This window comes from bacterium (genome assembly GCA_020444325.1).
Classification (GTDB): Bacteria; Bacteroidota; Ignavibacteria; order SZUA-365; family SZUA-365; genus BM516.
On sequence record JAHLLD010000004.1, the window covers coordinates 62,045 to 80,930 of the forward strand.

Sequence of the window (18,886 nt, forward strand, 5' to 3'; positions counted from 1 at the left end):
GTATTATGTCACAGGCAAAATGGCTTGGGATGAATCTTGTCGGAGTAAGCATCAAAGGAGGTGACGCGCCCGAAGACCACGTAATACCAAGTGAGAATTATTGGAACAATAATGCGGTGGTAGAAGTTTGTGAAGCAGCGAATGCCAAAAATCTCCGAGTTCTAGTCCGTGATGGTGAGCTTAGTAGGAGATTTATGGGAGAGCGTATAATGATTAATCCAGAATCAGTTGTAGATTATGCATCTCATATCGGATCACCGAGTTACTACATCGAAGAATTTGAAGATCATTTTATCAATGATGGACCATTTTCGAAATCACTCACTGATCCAAATAGTTCTGAAAACTGCATTCTGATTAGTCAGACGTCTCAAACGGTTCATGGGATCTCGATTGATAGAATAAGAGAAATGTCAGCATACAGAGTTGGTGATGCGGATGTACCTAATCGAACATCCGGTATGTATCAACTATCGTTAATAGTAAAATATGATGATAGCTTCGGAGCGCCGCTGCCGATGGACAATACTAACCCAATATTAAATATCAATATTCAATATACAGATCCAAATACTGGGATCCAATTTTTAACTTATTCTCTGACAGGAAAACATTTCTTTCATGATACACCAAGTGGAAGGGAGCGACTTACTGGAGTACAAGAGATTGTTATTGGAGAAGTGGAATTGTTGCAGACAAACGGTAGACCAGGCGGTGAATTAATGTATGCCCAGTACGGAAACTCGCAAAGTCATTTATGGTGGAGCTGGACGGATGTTGAGTCGGTTCGAGGTACCACGCGACTTAGGGAACACAAGGGGGATCTCGAAAATGTTAGAGGCGAATTTGATATTACAATAAACTACGGGACAGCCGATTCGCGTATCTATGTCGATGCCGTTTGTCTTACAAACCCTGCCACTTATGGACTATGGAATCCAGACAATCAATGGACTCTCCCGATACATAGTTCGCACAGATCTCAAGCTGAGGAGAGATTAGCATACTTATGTCAAAATAACGATCCCGTTCTTAAGGGATCGGGTGCGCTGCCAGGGCTTAGGTATGTTGTTGGTGAGGAGCAAGTTGCAAGTAATGGGACTTATTATACGACAATATTACTTTCGAAGCTAATTAAAACGCAAACAGGTGAACAGGTGGAGTTGTTTTCTACGTACGGATCAGAGACAATCACCACTACTACTCCACTATTAGCTACTGAGATGATTACAGGGCCATATAATTACCCAATATTGGCTGATCACCCCAGACCCACACTGCCTTCCGTTGCTGCTAATGATTATCTAACGCCTCTGTATGATTATGGAGATAGACCGGATGGATATTCCGGAATGTGGGAGTTGTTGTATGCAAATATGGTCGCTAGAATAGAATATGCATCCGAAACTCCTTGGGTCCCTTACATCCAAAACCATACAAATCTGCTGCATGACAACATTCCAGATAATTGGTATGATGGTATTCCTAACAGAGAACCGTCTGCAGCAGAGCTGAGAATGCAATGTAATTTAGTGCTTGCTTTGGGAGCAGATGGTGTACTATTTTATGCATTCTCATCGGTCCCTTTCACATCGGTTGTGCCACCAACTCCACCTGCTACACCAACAGTGTCTGCGTCGGACCGCATGTTGCCTAATCCCAGTGCTGGAGTGAATTGGGATGACCCATTAGATCTGAATAATGGTACCATGGGTTTTATCGGTAATGAAGGAAATGAAGATGCCAGAAGAATCCTTGATTGGAATGGTGAAAACAAGTGGGACTCAACTCAGGCATACATTGAGACATTTCTTAAGCCTATTGGCTCATTTATATCTCAACATCTGAATTGGAAAAACGGAATTCAATGGAACAGCCGTTGGAGGCAAGAAGCAGGAGCATCCGAATTGGTGTCTATGATTGTAAGTAGAAGACAGGATATTGCCAATAGTGTTGACAGCCAAGATAAAACATACGTGATTGCTTCAGAGTACGAAGTGAAAGCAAGTAACCCACCTACTGGGTGTACCGCGGAGACAAAGTACTTGTTTGTTATTAACGGTAATACATACGATGGAGTCCTGCACTCTGCAAACGATCCGATTGGACAACGGCACATAACAATAAAGTTATCAACGCTTGGTGGAACAGTAGGGCAGTGGCGGGTTACAAATGTAGTAACAGGTGATATATGGATTGTGAAAGCAAGCGAAACTCCTGATGAGATGTCATATTCGAATGGATTTACGGAATATTTTGCGCCGGGTGCTGCGAACCTGTTTCGTCTCGACCCGATGTTGAGCGAAACCACAGATATGAATCCTATTGCAGGAGGGACTTGTGTAGATTATGATCGAAGTATCTATGTAGAACCAGAAGCCACACTCCGATTGTACGGCACAGATGAATTGTTGTTTTCCGCGGGGAATGGACTTTATTGTGACGGAGATCTCATAGCTCTTGGTACAACGTTTGGTTCATGCGATGCATTGATGCCGTGGATCGGAATTGTTGCGCGAAATGGAGGCAATGTATCATTGCAGAGTGTGGATATTATGAATGGTAGCGTAATCGCAGGTTCTGGCGGCGTGGTGGATCTCGATGAGATTTGTGAAATATCGTACGTAGACTGTGCATTATGGAATCTAGGTGGTGATCTAACTAGTACAGGAACTATTTCCCACGACATAAAAAACCATCTCATTCATGTTGGGTCATCTGTCTCACGACTGTTCCGTGATCATGCGGTTGGTATCGCAGAGTGGGGGAATTCAGCAATTACTTGTCATTCAAATGAGTATCGAATTCTCGTTGATGAATGTAAATTTGATGGTTTTTGGCGAGGAGCTTATGCTTGGGACGGTACAATCCTAGGAGATGTTGACCATAGCCCACCAGCCAGTGGCGGCAATAATAGTTTTTCATTTCTCTCCGAAGGTCTGGTCGCACTCCAAGGAGGGTGGATTCACTTCGGAGCGTTAGATGATACACTTTCTTCTACAACTGAACGTAACGAGTTTCTCTCCATCGATCCAGATGCTATCCAAGCGATGACTGAGCCATATGGGTATATTCTTGCTAAATCTTGTTGGTGGGAACCGTCCAATTGGGGTGCCACGCCGCCGTCACCACTTCATTATAGCGGTAACGTATCATACGATCCGCTGCTGCTCTCTGATCCTATCCCTTTTACAAGGACGAACAACGATTACGCTCTTAGCAAATCGGTGACGACATTCATTCCAGGTGGTACCAAGGGTCAGATTATTTCTGCCGCTGCAAAACATAATCATGGAGAGTTTGCGGCGATTATTAGCTAGTTATTTAAAAACACCGGCCGCAACCAATGTGGAATATTCCTTCCTACGCTTCGTTGCTCAAGCACTCAGTGAAAATCAGTCCCAGGAGGAGGTAAATGCTCTTCTTTCTCTGTGTCTAGCACGTAGTGACTCACAATCGAAACTGCTAGCTGCGGATATTCTTGCGAGCAAAGGATTGTTCGATGATGCGATCGCACTTCTAAATGCGAACACCTATACGAGTATGAGCAATCTACATAAAGGGGCTTGTGTTCGCAAGGCGCTTTATTACCCATGGGTGCTTGATGGAGGCTATGCTGAGGGAATAAGCGTCGTTGATACTATAAATGCAATGCAGGATAGCATTATGCTGCGTGCATTTGAGCTTTATCCTTTGGTCTATAGCCGCCTATCATATGCGACTACTCAGCAAAAAAATAATTACGAATGGCAAAGTTCATTGTCTAGTAACCAGAAGAAGGATATTAATATACTTCAATATTATCCAAGCCCTGTGGCTGATCACACAACTATTGCTTTCATGAATGAGTACGAATGCACTATAAACATAGCGATATATAATTCCTGTGGTCAGAAAATTCAGGTGCTGGCAGATCAGTATTATAGCAAAGGTGTTCATTATGTTGACTGGAATGTGGGAAATATTTCTAATGGATTGTATTTTTGTAGAATGAATGCTGATGATAATGTCGTCCAAATGAAAATGCTCCTGATACGTTAAGAAAATATACTACTTTATTTAGGGACGGAACCCATAGATCTGCAATCTATGGGTTCTGTCGTATAACAACTATCCTTGCTGGAAGTACTCGGTTGTATTAGGATATTATATAAAGAAAAAACAACACAGATTCTGGGATTGTAACCATGCGAACGATGCACAAATATAGTATCGAATCAGAAAAGTCCCTCATCCTGACTTTCTCCATGAAAACTGAGCAGGTGTAAATGTTAGTATTATCGGCATCTATCCTGTGTCACGGAGAGGACAAGAGCCCCATATGAGAATATTCATAGCCCGCCGACCAAAGAACGCCGGTGCCCTCAGGCAGTCGGAAAACGTGACCTGGGGAGATGAAGTACGTAGGAGACTTCCGAGTAACGAGAAGCACATTCATGCTACTGCAATCGCCTATTTAGGTCTAACTGAGCTATATTGTTTATATAGATCATCACAACCAAAACTGTGGACATGCCAACACAGCTCTCCAACTCAGAAAAAGGCTACGCAGCAGTCTTCGTCGACTTCGAGAATGTTTTCTACTACCTGAAGTCGCAGTACACGGACCTTCCTGATCTGACGGAATACACCTTGGAGCTCATAAGGAACCTGAGGGTCTATCTGGAGCAAGAACTGGGCTTATCTCCAATCGTCCGATACGCCTATGCTGATTTCGAACGGTTGGCTTCAGCTCCATTGGGTTCATTGTACCTGATGGGCATCGAGATAAGGAACGTCATGGGCGTGCAGCACAAGAATGCGGCGGATATGCGTCTTTGCATTGATGCCATGCAGATACTGTACACGAGACCAGATATCGAAGCGTTTGTCTTTGTCGCCGGTGATCGCGATTATATCCCGGTGATACAGCACATCCAGACGCAGGCAAAAACCGTAAAAGCCGTGGCATTTCGAGGGAATCTCTCCGGGGATTTGCTTCAGAACATTGGTGAGGACAACTTCGTCGACGCGGTGAGTTTGTTCGAGGAAGAATCCCTGAAGCGGCTTGAAAAAGAAGCAGCATATGCCCGACTGGCTGAGCAGCATCGTGAGCAAGCACGGCAGGAGGCTCTGGAGGGGAAGAAGTCTGATCCGCAGGATGAGGCTTTGCCGCAGGCTGTACCCGAGCAGAATACCGAGCCTGTGAAGCCTCAGAAGGAGAGTGTAGGCTCAAGGTTCCGGAGTCCGGTGCCAGTGGTCACGGAGGACCAGAAGCGCTGTCTGGATCTGATGCTCACGGAATACGGCTCCCATCCGGAAATTTGGCTGAGTCCCTTTCTGCGGAAACTGACCGATGTTTTGCCTGCCTTGGCGGATTTCGAGAGAAAGAACATCCTGTACGATCTGGAGCAGTTCGGCGCGATCTGCGTGGAACAACGGAAGGGTGAGCCTTACGACTATAGGGTCATCCTGGTCAACTACAACCATCCGACTGTTCGGGAGTTGAATCCTGGGTGAAGTTGATTATCCAAGTCTGAAACGCGCTTAACAGGGAGAATTCCGTGACAAAATCGATTGAACATGACATTTTCGACTTTGAAGCCATTCCAATGGGGCAGTCTCGACATATTGGCACAGATGAATACGGATTTTCCACGGCTTTACGTGTTCCAGGAGGGTGGATTATCCGTTTGCACGGCCTTCGTGGTAACGAAATGGCTTAGGTTGTGATCCAAGGAGTTTTCTTGCCAATGTCTAAAAGCGCAGATACTGATCAGCGACAATTAGATTTCCTGCCTGGCGACAATTAGAATTCCGGTATCGCGAAGCCCGTTTTAGGAGTTCACGGCTTCGCTGCACCAGCCGGAGTTCTGTATGGTCACCGACAAACAGGTAAGGAGTTTACGCATGCACTTCAAGAAGACCGGGAAGATCGGTGCATCAGCCCTACGCGCAGGAATGGACGAGAAGACCGCCCGGAAGTGCCTGCGCAGCGGCAAACTGCCGAGTGAATCGCAGCCGGACCGCTCATGGCGAACGCGGGAAGACCCGTTCGCAGAGGACTGGGCAGAGGTCACTGATCTGCTCGAGAATGAGGAGGAGCTTCAGGCAAAAACGATTTTCGCCTTCCTGCAGCGGCGATCGCCGGGCAAATATCAGGATGGGCAGTTACGCACCCTCCAGCGCAGGATCAAGCAGTGGCGTGCGCTGCACGGCAGTGGGAAGGACGTCATATTCCCCCAGGTGCACGTGCCGGGGCAGCTGAGCGCTTCAGACTTCACCCACATGGGGAAGCTCGGTGTTACGATCACTTCTCAGCCATTCGATCATTTGCTCTTCCACTTTGTGTTGACCTACTCGAACTGGGAGACAGGAACGGTGTGTTTTTCCGAGTCGTTCGAGAGTCTCTCCGAAGGACTGCAGAACGCGTTGTGGGAGCTTGGCGGAGTAACGGCTTCTCATCGCACCGACCAGCTCAGTGCTGCGGTCCAGCAGGATCTCGGTGGCCGTCGCAGCTTCACGAAACGGTACGCAGCGCTGATGGACCACTATCGAATGTCGCCGCAGAAGATCCAGGCAGGTGCCGCACATGAGAATGGAGATGCAGAGAAAAGCCACGATCTGATCAAAACGGCCGTTGATCAGGAGCTCATGTTGCGTGGCAGTCGTGATTTTGCCAGTCGCGCGGAGTACGAACAGTTCTTGCATACTCTTTTCGCCCGGCGCAATGCCGGTCGGCAGGTACGCTTCGCCGAAGAACAGTCTCAGCTGCGTGCCTTGCCTGCACGGCGATTGGAAAGCGCGCAGGTGGCACAGGTTCGTGTGCGCTCTGACAGTACGATCTCGGTGGCACGAAACGTGTACTCGGTGCCCAGTCGTTTGATCGGCGAGCGCGTTGAAGTGCGTGTGACGGCGGAAGAACTCACGGTACGATACGCGGGCACTGTCGTCGCGGCACACATCCCCCGGTTGCGAGGCACGGGCGGACACCGGATCAACTATCGGCATGTGATCAGCTCGCTGGTGCGTAAGCCCGGAGCGTTTGCCCACTACAAGTATCAAGCGGATCTGTTCCCGAGCACGCGCTTTCGTATGGCGTACGACATCCTGCTGGCACAGCGCGGCGCGGCGGCCACCCGGGAGTACCTGGGGATCCTCGAACTGGCAGCGCAGGAAAGCGAAACGGCTGTCGACGATGCCTTGCGCATCCTGATCAACAGTGCACACGCGCTGAGTGTGGAGGCGGTCACGGCGCATCTGCACGCAGGTACGCCGTCGCGTCCGGTAAGCGATGTTCATATCGACCGCGTTGATCTGACGGCGTACGATCGGTTGACACGGAGGGTGGCGTGAAAAACCAGCCTACCATCTCCGCGCAGCTGAGCGAAGCACTCAAAGAGCTGCACCTGCCGGCAATCCGGCGCGAATACGCGCAAGAAGCCGAACGTGCACGCTTGGAGTCGCACGGCTACGAGCAGTATCTGCTGCATCTTGCCCTGTACGAACGGGCTTCCCGTCAGGAGAACCGGATCGCACGGCTCTTGAAAGCCTCACGACTGCCACTGGAAAAAACGCTGGAGACGTTCGAGACGCGTCGCCTCCCGAAGCGTATCGCCTTGCAGGTCCCCACGCTCATCGAGGGCTCGTTCGTTGAACGAAAGGAGAATCTGCTGGCGTTCGGGAATCCGGGAAGTGGGAAAACGCACCTGGTCTGTGCAATCGGTCATGAGCTGGTTCGCCGCGGGATCAGCGTGTTGTTCACACCGGCCAGCCATATGATCCAGGATCTGCTTCGTGCCAAGCACGAGTTGCGTCTGGAGAAGAAGCTCAAGATGCTCCGCAAGTTCTCCGCCATCATCCTTGATGACATCGGCTATGTGCAGCATGATCGTGATGAGATGGAGGTCCTGTTTGCGCTTCTGGCAGAGCGTTATGAGCGGGGAAGCATCCTCCTGACCAGCAATCTCCCGTTCTCGAAGTGGGAAACCATCTTCAAGGATCCGATGACGACAGCCGCTGCCATAGACCGGCTCGTCCATCACAGTGTCATCGTCGAGCTCAACGTGCAGAGCTACCGGCTTGAACAGGCACAAAAATCAACGGAGAAGGCGAATCCGGTGAAGGGCAGAAAACGAAAACCAGAAGAAACAAAGAGATAACCCAAGATGACACGGCCTGAGTCCACGCTCCCTATCGTGGTGATGGCCATCTCATCATTCATTCATGTATAAAAGTGGCCAAACAGAAAACGGGAATTGTAATTGTCGTCAGACGGGAATAATAATTGTCGTTGCACAGCTGGAATGATTGGTGAATTGGCAATACGGGATATGCTCATTCAGCTGCTGTCCGCAGAATGAAGAACATCCGTGATGAGGAGATCTATTCAGATATCAAAGCCAAAATTAGTAGCAGATTGAAGGACTGGTCGATCAGCGTCCTTACCCAGTTCGCAGCCGAGTATAAAAAAATCTAGCATCAGGATGAGGAAGTAAAGAGAAGCATCGCTTCTCTTTACTATTTACCCCAATATAAGAACGTCCACATGGTGTCCGGGATCGTCGTGTTGACCTTGTACCATGTCTGGTAGTATTCATAATCCAGGGCGATGCGCTTGCTGTCAAGGTCATGTGAGAATCCGCAAATAATAGCAGCGATCAGTGCTGCATCTTCGCTGATGTATCCCTTGTATCCGGTTGGCTGACGCTCAATATAGTGTTTGATGCTGCCTGCCGTGGGGGAATTCTGGCGTAGGTTTTTCGTCTTCGGCATCTGCAGAAACCAGTCTACGGATGTTTGGACCTGTGATACGGCATCATCGGCCGTTGAATCATATTCTATGCTTGGAAATACTTTGAGCATCTCATCGATGAGCTCTTTTTTTATTTTAAATTTCATAAGGTTTTACTCCTTAATAGTGTTTTGTAGGCCTTTCGTGGCCTTATATCCCGCTTGCTAAGCACGAAAATGCTTGAAAAGCTGGGTAAGTTTGATTGGGGTGTTGAAATATTCAACACTGGCGGGTTACCAGGGGGAAAGAAAGATAAAAAGCGTCGCTTTTTATCTTGAAAGCAAGCTTTCTCACCCCCGGTGGCCAGGTACCTGGCCATACATGGCCTGTAAATAGGCGCAAAAGTGCCTATTCCAGCCCATATTCCCCAAATAGGCCAGGGAGGCCAGCTAGCCAGCTGTTTTTTCACTCGTATATTCATATATATAATATTTTCTATCATTGAAATAGGGTTTTTACCTGGCCTACCTGGCCTATTACCTAAAACAGGCTGGAATCGTTAATTATTGGCGAAAATCGGGCCATCTACCTGGCCTCCTACCTGGCCTACCTGGCCTTTTTTACTGGGATCACCTGGTATCAAGTACCCTGCGGACTGGATTTCTCGGAGGAAATCCACAGTCATTGCGTAACATGAGTAGCGGTCATCGCCAATGCGGCGCCGTACGGTATCTGATGTATGGAGATATCCTCTTTCCCGCAGCTCCTGCACGATTGATGTGACTCTTCCGCGTCGGTTTTTCGTGTATTCTTCGAGATATACCGTCGGAAGGTAGCCTTTGATGAAGAAGGAAGAGTAGTCCGTGTCATTCTCGTGCACTGGCGTCTCACGTTTGGAGGCCAGTACCACATCTTCTATGACTGCATCCGTCATCGACTCGATTTCAGTAGCATTGTTCATGAATAATGCTTCCTCATCGGCTGTAATCGGTACGGGAATGGAGTATCGGTACCCGAGCGTTTGATCTTTGATGTCTGCATAGACATCTCGAAGCACTGTTCGAACGTAGTGTCCCATCCTTGCCTTCAGCTTCTCCGGGAGATTTGGATCGATTGGCCCCTTGAAGCCGGAAAAGCTGTACACGAAGAACTGGTTGTTCTTTTCGTCCTTCGGCATTTCACCGCGCCGGACAAAAACGGGAGTTTTGCTGTTGCTCATGAGTATGACATGTAGGTTGTTTCGCACCGGCAGCTGCGGCTGACCCTTCTTATTTACTTCCATGTATTCGGAGCCTGAAAACTGCTTGAGCTGCTCGTACCTGATGCGACCCTCCCTTGTACTTTCATCGATTAATATTAGCTTTTTTTCAGCGTACGGGTTGAACTGGCCCAGAACGTCATGCGGGGTCAGGGACATAGAAGGAAAAATAGAAGAAATCATCTCGGCGGCCTTCGATTTTCCACTCGAACGCTCACCGATGAAGATCAGGGTAGGTAAAGGAGTAAAGTTCGTATAGGCATACATCGCCATCCAGCGTTTGATAAAATCTTTGTGCTTTCCGAACCATTCGTCAAGGCGGTCCTCGATGAAGTCGTTGTCCTGCAGGTCCGCAGGACGTGCTGCTATTTTTACTTTTACTTTTCCTTCGGTTTTCAGCATCTCGAAGTTCGATTCCTCGAAATCGGCTCTCGGATGGTATTCGATGGATGTAAAGTCATGGATATGCCGTTCGGTCACGAGATAGTCGAACAGATTCTCTTTTGCTTCCTTTGATTTCGTCCGTGTACGGATGAAGAATTTCTCTTTCCCTACATCCTGGAACGAAAAGACATCCCCTACTATGCCAGCTTCGTAGACTTTGGACTTATGCGACCAGAAGCTGCCACATTTCTTTTCAAGGATATCATCCGATGTTTTCTCCCACCAGGTCGTCCCGCCGTTACAGCTGCTGCAATGAATGTAGTGCTTGTATTCGGTGGAGTGGTAAGAAATAAAGGCAGACGGATTGCTGTCCGTGTGAAACGGGCAGTAGATGGCAGTCTTCTCCATGATTTCTGCGGCCATGATTTCGGATCCATCAGCACGACAAACCCTCAAAGTGGGTAAAAATTCATTGTCCAGGGCTTTGAGATTGATCTTTGACCCGGTGGCGATCGGATAATCATCCACATGAATGGGATTCCGGTCCCAGTTGCACATGAATTCTGCGTCACTGGGGCTTCCGTAGAGGAATCGACCGGCGTCGCGTACCTTCCGGTCGTAATTCGGGAAATGCTGCTCACAAAACACTTCGACAAATGCTTTGTACTCAGCACCGTTGACGATCGGGCGGTCAAGCGGGATAATAAGGTGAAATCGGTGTTCTTCGGGGGAGTGGGATTTGCTCGTGACCAGGATGTAGCTGAGGTTAAGCTCATCGAGCTTCGCTACAGCGTCATCGATCGTGGCATTGTGGTCGAGATCCACCATAATGGCATCGGCATGGATGAAATTGTCGCCTAGCCTTTTTCCATTCCAATGAATGGTGGAATAGTTTTTCGAGGTGAGAACGTCTTTTACGTCCTTGAGGGGGATTTCGGTCCATTCGAAGATCGTATTGTCGGCTCCGTCAAGTGTGAAAGGTTTGACGGATAGTGAAAGCGATTTAAGAGTGTTTGTTTCCTTCTGTTGATGTAACATCTGTTAATTGTCCTGTAGCTGTAGGTGTAGAGTAGTCAGGACCGTGCATGACGGTCAGGACTTTATGCAGGGCCTCGCTGAATGCAATGGGCTCAACCGAGGCTGCATGGCTGTAAAATTGATCGGATAGTTCTTGGAGTTCCGGCGTGTTCTGGAACCAGAAGGTGCTTCTGTTTGTCCGCGAGTGCGCGATGATCTGCGCTCCTGACAGCAATAGAAAAGCACTCAGGTACTGGTCCTGTGTCGGAAAAGAATCGTTTTTCAATTGAAATGTCTCCGGATCGGAGTGTAAGGTGAGCGGGCGCCGCACGCTCATAGTGGCAGTAGTCTGCTGTTGTCTACTTAGGTTATAAACTATTTTGTTGGAATAGTCAAGTCGGAATCAGAAGAAAATAATACGCCAGCGGGCTTACCCCTTGCTGCTCAAACCCCTGTCAGCATTGACTCAAATGCCTGAAATGGCCCCCTGAAAAAAAATGAAAAAAATATTCTATCTGGCCTTGCCAGATCGGAAAATCGCCTTAATGGGCAGGAAATATTTCAGAAGAAAAAATATGGGAGAGCAGAATGTGGGGGGTGGGTTTCCGTGTGGCCGATGATCCTGGGAAAAGGCGGAGGGTTAGGTACTAAGTACTGTGATCTCTAAAGATTAAGTTTGGAGTCGATTTCTGTCATCGTGTACTTCGCCGCCGGGCAACCTGCGCCGTTGCGAAGCAAGTCATCCCAAAGTCCACGCGCTCACGAACCTTGTGTTCAGCCTGCGTTGCCGCCGTCAGTAAACCGCAGTATATTGAAGCAGATTGAAGGAAATCGCAGTGTCCGAAAAATGGTCATTCTGGCTGATTTTCACCTCCGATTCGCCCTGTGAAAAACATCACGAAATGGTACATGAATGGTACATGAGGAAGGCGCCGCTGCAACTCATAGCCATTAAAGGACTTACAGAAGCCCATGCATATTCTCTACATCTGCCAGTATTTTCCGCCGGAGATGGGGGCGCCGGCGGCGCGGGCGTTTGAGTTCAGCCGGCGGTGGGTGGCGATGGGACACCGGGTGACGGTGCTGTGTGGGATTCCGAATCATCCGACGGGGGAGGTGTATCCGGGATACCGGAAACAGTGGCGGCGCAAAGAGGTGGTCGAGGGCATAGAGGTGCATCGCATGTGGGTGCATGTGGCGCCGAATGCAGGGACGCTGAGGCGTACCCTGAACTATGTCTCCTTCGGAATCACGGCGACGCTGGGGGCAATGGGTGTGAAGGGGGTGGATGTCTGCATTGCGAGTACGCCGCAGTTTTTTGCGGGACTCGCGGGCACAGCCGTCCGCCGACTCAAACGCATTCCGTTGCTGCTGGAAGTACGCGATCTCTGGCCGGATTCTCTCGCCGCTGTTGAGGTCGGCGCGGGAAATGGCATGATGGCGCTGCTCAGGCGCATAGAGCGCTTCATGTATCGCAGCGCGAAACGTATCGTGGTCGTGAGCCCGGCGTTCCGTGCGCATATCGAGTCCACGGGTATTTCTCCCGAACGTATCGGCGTGGTGCCGAATGGAGTGAATACGGCACTTTTTCGTCCCCATCCGCAAAATCAGAAACATTTTGCCATCCCGGGTGTCGCTTTTCTTGCCGGGTATATCGGCACGCATGGACTCGCACATGGACTCGAGTCGGCTCTCGAAGCTGCCGCACTGCTGAAGGATGAAGGGGTGCATTTCGTGTTCGTGGGCGAGGGGGCGCGGAAGCAGGAGCTGAAGCGCAAGGCCGAAAATATGCAGAATGTGCATTTTTTTGACCGGCAACCCCGTGAAACCATTGCGGAAATGTATAACGAACTCGATGCTGCCCTGGTGCTACTCCGCGACACACCGCTTTTTCGCACCGTGATTCCGTCCAAAATGTTCGAAATCATGGGGACGGGCACGCCGATTGTGCTCGGGGTTGAAGGACAGGCGCGCGAGATCCTTGATGCAGCAGGAGCGGGAATCCCGATTCCACCCGGCAATCCGCAGGCACTGGCCGAGGCCATCCGCCGCCTGCGTGACGATGAATCGCTGCGCCGGGAGGCGGGAAAAAATGCCTTCCGCCATGTACGCGAAAATTACGATCTTGACGCACTCGCTGGCTCTTACCTCAATATTCTACGGGAAACATGCGACGCTTCCTGATTGCTGCTTTCATCTGTATGGTCTTTTCCCCCGCCACAGGCGTGGCGCAGGAAAATGGAGACGATCCCGTGCGCATCGAACGGCTGGATGCACGGCACTGGCGCATCACCGTCCGGAACGCGGAACCTTCCGTTCTCCATGACCGCTCGGGTGGAGACCAGCCCTCACGCGTGCGCATTCCCGGCTATCTCGATGAATATCGTGACGGCTATCCCGTCCTGCCCCTGCGCAGTGTACAGTTTGCCCTGCCGCCTGAAGCTCGCATCGCTGTTCAGGTAAGCGGAGCGGTGGAAGAGCGGTTCTCGTTCGGTTTGCGGACATTCGGTGATCTGTCCCCGCAGGTCCCCCCTGCATCATGGACCCAAGCCGGTGAGCCACAGAGCAGGGAAGGACTCGCAATCGGTTCGGTTCTGCTGCGTCCCGTGCGCTACGATCCCGCAACGGAACAGGTGATCTGGCTGCGTTCGATGACGGTGGATGTGCGCATCGCAGGCGGCAATGCCGGCGTACCCCTCACGCATGCGGATGTGTATCCCGGCGTTGTCAATCTGGCAGATGCCATGCAGTGGCGCAAGCCGCAGCCGCTCGCACGCCGCGCTGCACCTGCGGTCCGCGCGGGAGAACAGCTGCTTAAAATCCGTACCGCAGTCGAGGGAATGCATCGCATCAGTTTTGCGGACTTTGCCGCCGCGGGTATCGACGCGTCTACGCTCGATGCACGCACACTGCGGCTGACGCTGATGGAGCAGGAACTGCCGATAGAACTGCAGGATGGGGGAGATGGTCGGCTCGGACCCGGAGAGGGCTTCCTGTTTTTCGCTCCGCGCAATCATGGCGCGGATGGCGAGTATCTTGATGAATGGATGACCGATAATGTGTTCATACTGCACTGGGGCGGAGCGCAGGGACTCCGTTACACCACCGAGGATGTGGCCCCGGTATCGCATCCCGGCGCGCAGACGGTGACATCGCTGCCGCTGAAGCTTCATCTCGAGGAAGATCACGAGTATCACAGGGGGGACTTCGAATACGGCGACATGATGTATTCCCGCAAGGTGTTCGGTGAAGGATGGGTCTGGGGATACCTGCTCAAGCAGGATTCCATCGTGACGGATTTCGACCTCAATACACCGGCTTCGGAACAGGCAACACTGCGCGTGCGCGCCAAGGGAAGTTCGCGGGACAGCAGCCTCATGCGCGTCATTCTCAACGGAAGCGTGCTCGGGGAATACGTGATTCCTCCCACCGATATGATGACGCTGGATTTCCCCGTGCCGGCGGGACTGCTGCAGCCAACGGCAAATCACCTCACGTTCTATGGCGCGGCGAAAGTCCAGTGTCCCCCCGAGAACCCGACCTGCAGCATCGAACGCTTCTATCTCGACTGGGCCGAATTGCGTTACGCTTCCAGTCTGCAGGATGGTTCCGCCCTGCGTATCGATCCCGCCGCCCGCTACAGCACGAGCAGCGTGCCGGCAGAGGCGCTTGTCGATATCCCGGTCTCAGCCGGGGGATTGGAAGGCTTCAATCTGAATGCTGGAACACGCCTCACGGGAATGGACATCACTGCGGGACGCGCACGCTTGGCGCTCGACAGCAGCGGCAGCTACTATATATATGATCCCACTACCGCGGTGCATACGCCGGCTTCCGTACAGGCCGTGACCATCGAGGGGTATGCGGAGAATGGCTTCCAGGCGGATTACCTGGTTGTCACGCATCGCGATTTCATGCCGCAGGCACAGCGCCTGGCCACATATCGCGAGCAGAGCGACGGCTACAGCACGGTGGTGGCGGATGTGGAAGACATTTACAACGAATTCAACTACGGGCATAAAGATCCCGAAGCCATCCGGCGCTTTACCGAACATGCCTGGCGAGAATGGCAGTCCCCCGCGCCGCGCTTCCTCCTTCTGATGGGCGACGCCAGCTGGGATCCGCGGCAGGTTGCCGCGTCCTCGTCCCGCGTCGACTACGTTCCTTCCTACGGTAACCCGGCGAGTGACAACTATTACGTGAGTTTCGCGGAGGATCCCGGGGATCCGTATCCGTACCTGGCTGTGGGACGCATTCCCGCTGAGTCGCCGGAACAGGCGGACGCCGTCATCGACAAAATCATCGCCTACGAAGGCGCTCCACCGCAGCCGTGGGACAATCGCTTCCTGTTTTCGGTTGGGGGACAGAATGCATTCGAGCAGATCACCCTGCGCGATTTCGCGGAAACGCTGATTGACTATCGCATCGACCCGGCCTGCCTCGAGCCGCGGCTCATCGTCAAAAAAACGCTGGATCTTGTCAGCTATGACGATCTCGATACGCTCATCCATGAGATCAATCGCGGGGTAGGATTCTTCATGTTTGCCGGACACGGCGGCACGCGCGTTATCGATGTCGGCATCGAGAGGCCGGATATCTTCGACAACAAAGACAAGTACATGTTCTTCGCCACGATGTCGTGTAACACCGCGCATTTCGCTGAGCCGTTTGAGACGGGACTCAACGAGCGCTTTGTGCTCTCGCCGGAAAACGGTGCTGTTGTGGCGTACGGGACGTCGGGACTCGGGGAGATAGGCGTCGATTTCTATGTGTCCGACGGACTGCTGAAAGCGCTCACTGACAGCCTGGTGCGTAACTACGGTGAAATGTCGGTGATCGGCAAGCGCAATGCGATGCGGGTGTACAGCGGACTCCCTCCCAGCGTCGTTCATGCCGTCAATCAGCTCTGCATACTGGGGGATCCGGCGACAAAGGTACCGCTCGCGAAAACTCCGGAACTGGCTGTGCGTGCTTCGGAAATCCGCACCGATCCGGAAATCATCACCGAACAGAGCAACACGATCATTTATACACGCATCCGGAATTACGGGATGTGCATGCCCGATAGTGCCGACGTGCGGCTGACGATTTCGCATGGCGGTGAAGGCGTTTTCACCGAACTGCGCCGTATCGCCCCGTGGTCGTATGACACGCTGGAACTGGCATGGGAATACGACTTCGCGGGTATCTGGGGTACGGTCGAAGTGACCGTGGAAGTGGACGCCGGGTTTGAGATCGTGGAGCGCGATGAAAGCAACAATATCGCGACTGCGGAATTCAGTGTCCTGCCCCGCGGCATCACGCTCATCTTCCCGCTGGAACGCGCTGTGCTGCAGAATGACGGACAGGATCGGGAGTTTCTCGTTGCCAATCCGACCTTCCTTCCCGATGAAGCGCTCAATCCCGTCGTGCAGATGGAGTATTCCACTGACCCGAATTTTGCGGGCGGAGTGCAGCAGCTGAGCAGCGAAGCGGGACCCGTTTTCACCGCCTTCGAAATTCCCACTCCTGCGCAGGATGGCGTGTACTTCTGGCGCGCACGTATTTCCACGGACCAGGGGCCGGAAAGCTGGTCCCGCCCCCGCTCTTTCACCGTTACTTCTCAGCAGGTCTCCGGCGACCTCTGGCAGCAGAGCGCGGATGCACAGTTCCCGTCCTCTGAAACCGACGCCCTTACGCTGGACCGTAATGGCGGCGTGAAGCTTGGCGAACGGCGGCTGCCGCTCGAGGTGGTGAGCGGCGGATTCAACGGTCCGATCAAACACGTCATTATTTCCGCCGGCGAAAAGATGTTCTACCCGGCCAATCGCGGTGCGAGTCGCGGTTTCAACGTGGCCGTGGTTGAGCCGGTTTTCGGCCGTATCACCGATTCGCTGACCTTTGATACCTACAGCGGACGGGACGAAGCTGCACGCATGACGAACTTCCTGCAGTCCGTGCCCGACGACCACTACGTAATCGTAGGTGTTGAAGACGACGCCAATGGCTTTCCGCCCAGCAGTATCGACGGCACGAATATCACGCCGGAATTGCGCAGTGAACTCACGCGCTTTGGCGCCACGCTGATTGACAGTGTGGGATACCGCGATTCTTACGTTCTGATCGGAAGCCGGGATCATGCCGCATCCGCGGTCGATGAACACTTCGTCCTCGGCACGGCCGTTGCGAGGGATACGCTGACCGTCCTTGCCACGCAGGGAAGCTTCACGACTCCCGTCATGGGTCCGATCAACAGCCTCGAAAGCCTCCGCTGGAACGGCACGCCCGGTGCCGCTGGTGCGGGAGTGGATATGGCGGTGCTCGCCATGACCGCAAGCGGTGACAGCGTCATCGCGTCATACGAAAACGTTGCTCCCGGAGAGCTGATTACGGTGCGGGCATCGCTGCCTTCCGCGTTTCTGCGCCTGCGCGTGACGCTGCGCGATCCCGATGCTCTGGGGAGTCCCGTCCTTCGTGAATTCCGTGCGGCTTACACGTCGCATTTCCCCGAAACCGGCATTACTTCCCAGGTTGTGCACACCGAAGCCGATTCCGTTTCCGAAGGGGAGACGATGGTAGTGACTGCGGCCGTGTACAATGCGGGACGCGAAGCGGCGCAGGGTTGGGACATGCGTCTGGTGGTTCCCGGGTCGGAAATTGCGGTCAGCAAGCCGCTGCCGACACTGCAGGCCGATCGCAATGCACCGGCGGAAATGGAGTTTGAACTTCCCACCGCGGGAATTGCCGGTCAGCAGCGCTATGAGCTGCACATCGTTCCTTCCGCATCGAGCGCGGAATATCACCTGGCCAACAACGTCTTTTCGGATCGCTTCCGTGTGGGACGCGACGGTATGCCGCCCGATCTGGATGTGCGCTTCGATGGCATGGAAATCGTCGACAATGATTTTGTTTCCCCGACGCCATTGATTGAAGTGCGACTGCGGGATGCGTCTCCGTTGCCCGTAACGGATACCAGCGCAGTTGAGATGTTCCTTGATGGACACCGCGTGTGGCTGGCGAGCGATCCCGACGTCGTTCTCAGTACCGGTGCGGGAGATGAGAAAGTGCATGTGGCATTTTCACCGACGCTGCAGGATGGACTGCATTTTCTTGCCGTTTCAGGAGAGGACGCTTCGGGTAATGCCGCCGACACCATCCCGTACCAGGTGCGCTTCAATGTCAGCAGTGAGGAGATGGTGGACCAGGTGCTGCCGTACCCGAGTCCCACCACGGGTCCGATGGACTTCACCTTCCGCGTCCGCGGCACCGCTCCACCCGAGGAAGCGCGCGTAAAGATTTACACGGTGGCGGGACGACTGATTCGCGTCATCGATGCCGATCCATCCGCATTGCGCATCGGATTCAACCGCATCCCGTGGGAAGGAAGAGACGAAGACGGCGACGACCTGGCGAACGGCGTGTATTTCTTCAAGCTTGTCGTCCGTCACCAGGACGCCTCACAGGCTGAAATCACGGGACGTTTCGCGGTGCTTCGCTGAAATCAGGCGATTTTTTTCTCCGAAGTCTTGACCCGA

Annotated in this window: 10 protein-coding genes; 8 read left to right on the forward strand and 2 right to left on the reverse strand. The window is 52.3% G+C overall.

The features are described from left to right. The first annotated feature begins 5 nt into the window (after window positions 1-5). The 6 genes from KQI65_07105 (at window position 6) to istB (ending at window position 8,141) form a co-directional block, all read left to right on the forward strand. Window positions 6-3,320: a hypothetical protein gene (locus tag KQI65_07105; protein MCB2204500.1), complete on the forward strand. Its 3,315-nt coding sequence runs from the start codon at window positions 6-8 to the stop codon at window positions 3,318-3,320. Further along, on the forward strand, window positions 3,292-4,041 hold the full coding sequence (locus tag KQI65_07110; protein ID MCB2204501.1) for a T9SS type A sorting domain-containing protein: 750 nt from the start codon (window positions 3,292-3,294) through the stop codon (window positions 4,039-4,041). The genes KQI65_07105 and KQI65_07110 overlap by 29 nt, the downstream gene beginning before the upstream one ends. A gap of 471 nt (window positions 4,042-4,512) precedes the next feature. Next, window positions 4,513-5,499, forward strand: a complete 987-nt coding sequence (locus KQI65_07115) for an NYN domain-containing protein (GenBank protein MCB2204502.1) — start codon at window positions 4,513-4,515, stop codon at window positions 5,497-5,499. A gap of 44 nt (window positions 5,500-5,543) precedes the next feature. Then, a complete protein-coding gene (locus tag KQI65_07120) occupies window positions 5,544-5,705 on the forward strand; it encodes a hypothetical protein (protein ID MCB2204503.1) in 162 nt (53 codons plus the stop codon). Between the two features lie 184 nt (window positions 5,706-5,889). After that, entirely contained in the window at window positions 5,890-7,335 is a 1,446-nt protein-coding gene (istA, locus tag KQI65_07125) for an IS21 family transposase (GenBank protein MCB2204504.1), read from the forward strand. Further along, complete coding sequence (istB, locus tag KQI65_07130) at window positions 7,332-8,141, forward strand: IS21-like element helper ATPase IstB (GenBank protein ID MCB2204505.1); 810 nt, start codon at window positions 7,332-7,334, stop codon at window positions 8,139-8,141. Before istA ends, istB begins: the two co-directional genes overlap by 4 nt. 358 nt (window positions 8,142-8,499) lie before the next feature. On the opposite strand, the gene KQI65_07135 is transcribed toward istB, so the two are convergent. Both KQI65_07135 and KQI65_07140 read right to left on the reverse strand, forming a co-directional pair. Continuing rightward, the gene (locus tag KQI65_07135; protein ID MCB2204506.1) at window positions 8,500-8,880 is read right to left on the reverse strand and encodes a hypothetical protein; all 381 of its coding nucleotides are present in this window, start codon (window positions 8,878-8,880) and stop codon (window positions 8,500-8,502) included. Window positions 8,881-9,272: 392 nt separating this feature from the next. Further along, a complete protein-coding gene (locus KQI65_07140) occupies window positions 9,273-11,393 on the reverse strand; it encodes a hypothetical protein (protein ID MCB2204507.1) in 2,121 nt (706 codons plus the stop codon). Between the two features lie 951 nt (window positions 11,394-12,344). On the opposite strand from KQI65_07140, the gene KQI65_07145 reads away from it, so the two are divergent. Further along, complete coding sequence (locus KQI65_07145) at window positions 12,345-13,556, forward strand: glycosyltransferase family 4 protein (GenBank protein MCB2204508.1); 1,212 nt, start codon at window positions 12,345-12,347, stop codon at window positions 13,554-13,556. Continuing rightward, window positions 13,541-18,850, forward strand: coding sequence for a hypothetical protein (locus KQI65_07150; GenBank protein ID MCB2204509.1), 5,310 nt, complete (start codon window positions 13,541-13,543; stop codon window positions 18,848-18,850). Before KQI65_07145 ends, KQI65_07150 begins: the two co-directional genes overlap by 16 nt. Window positions 18,851-18,886: the final 36 nt, after the last annotated feature.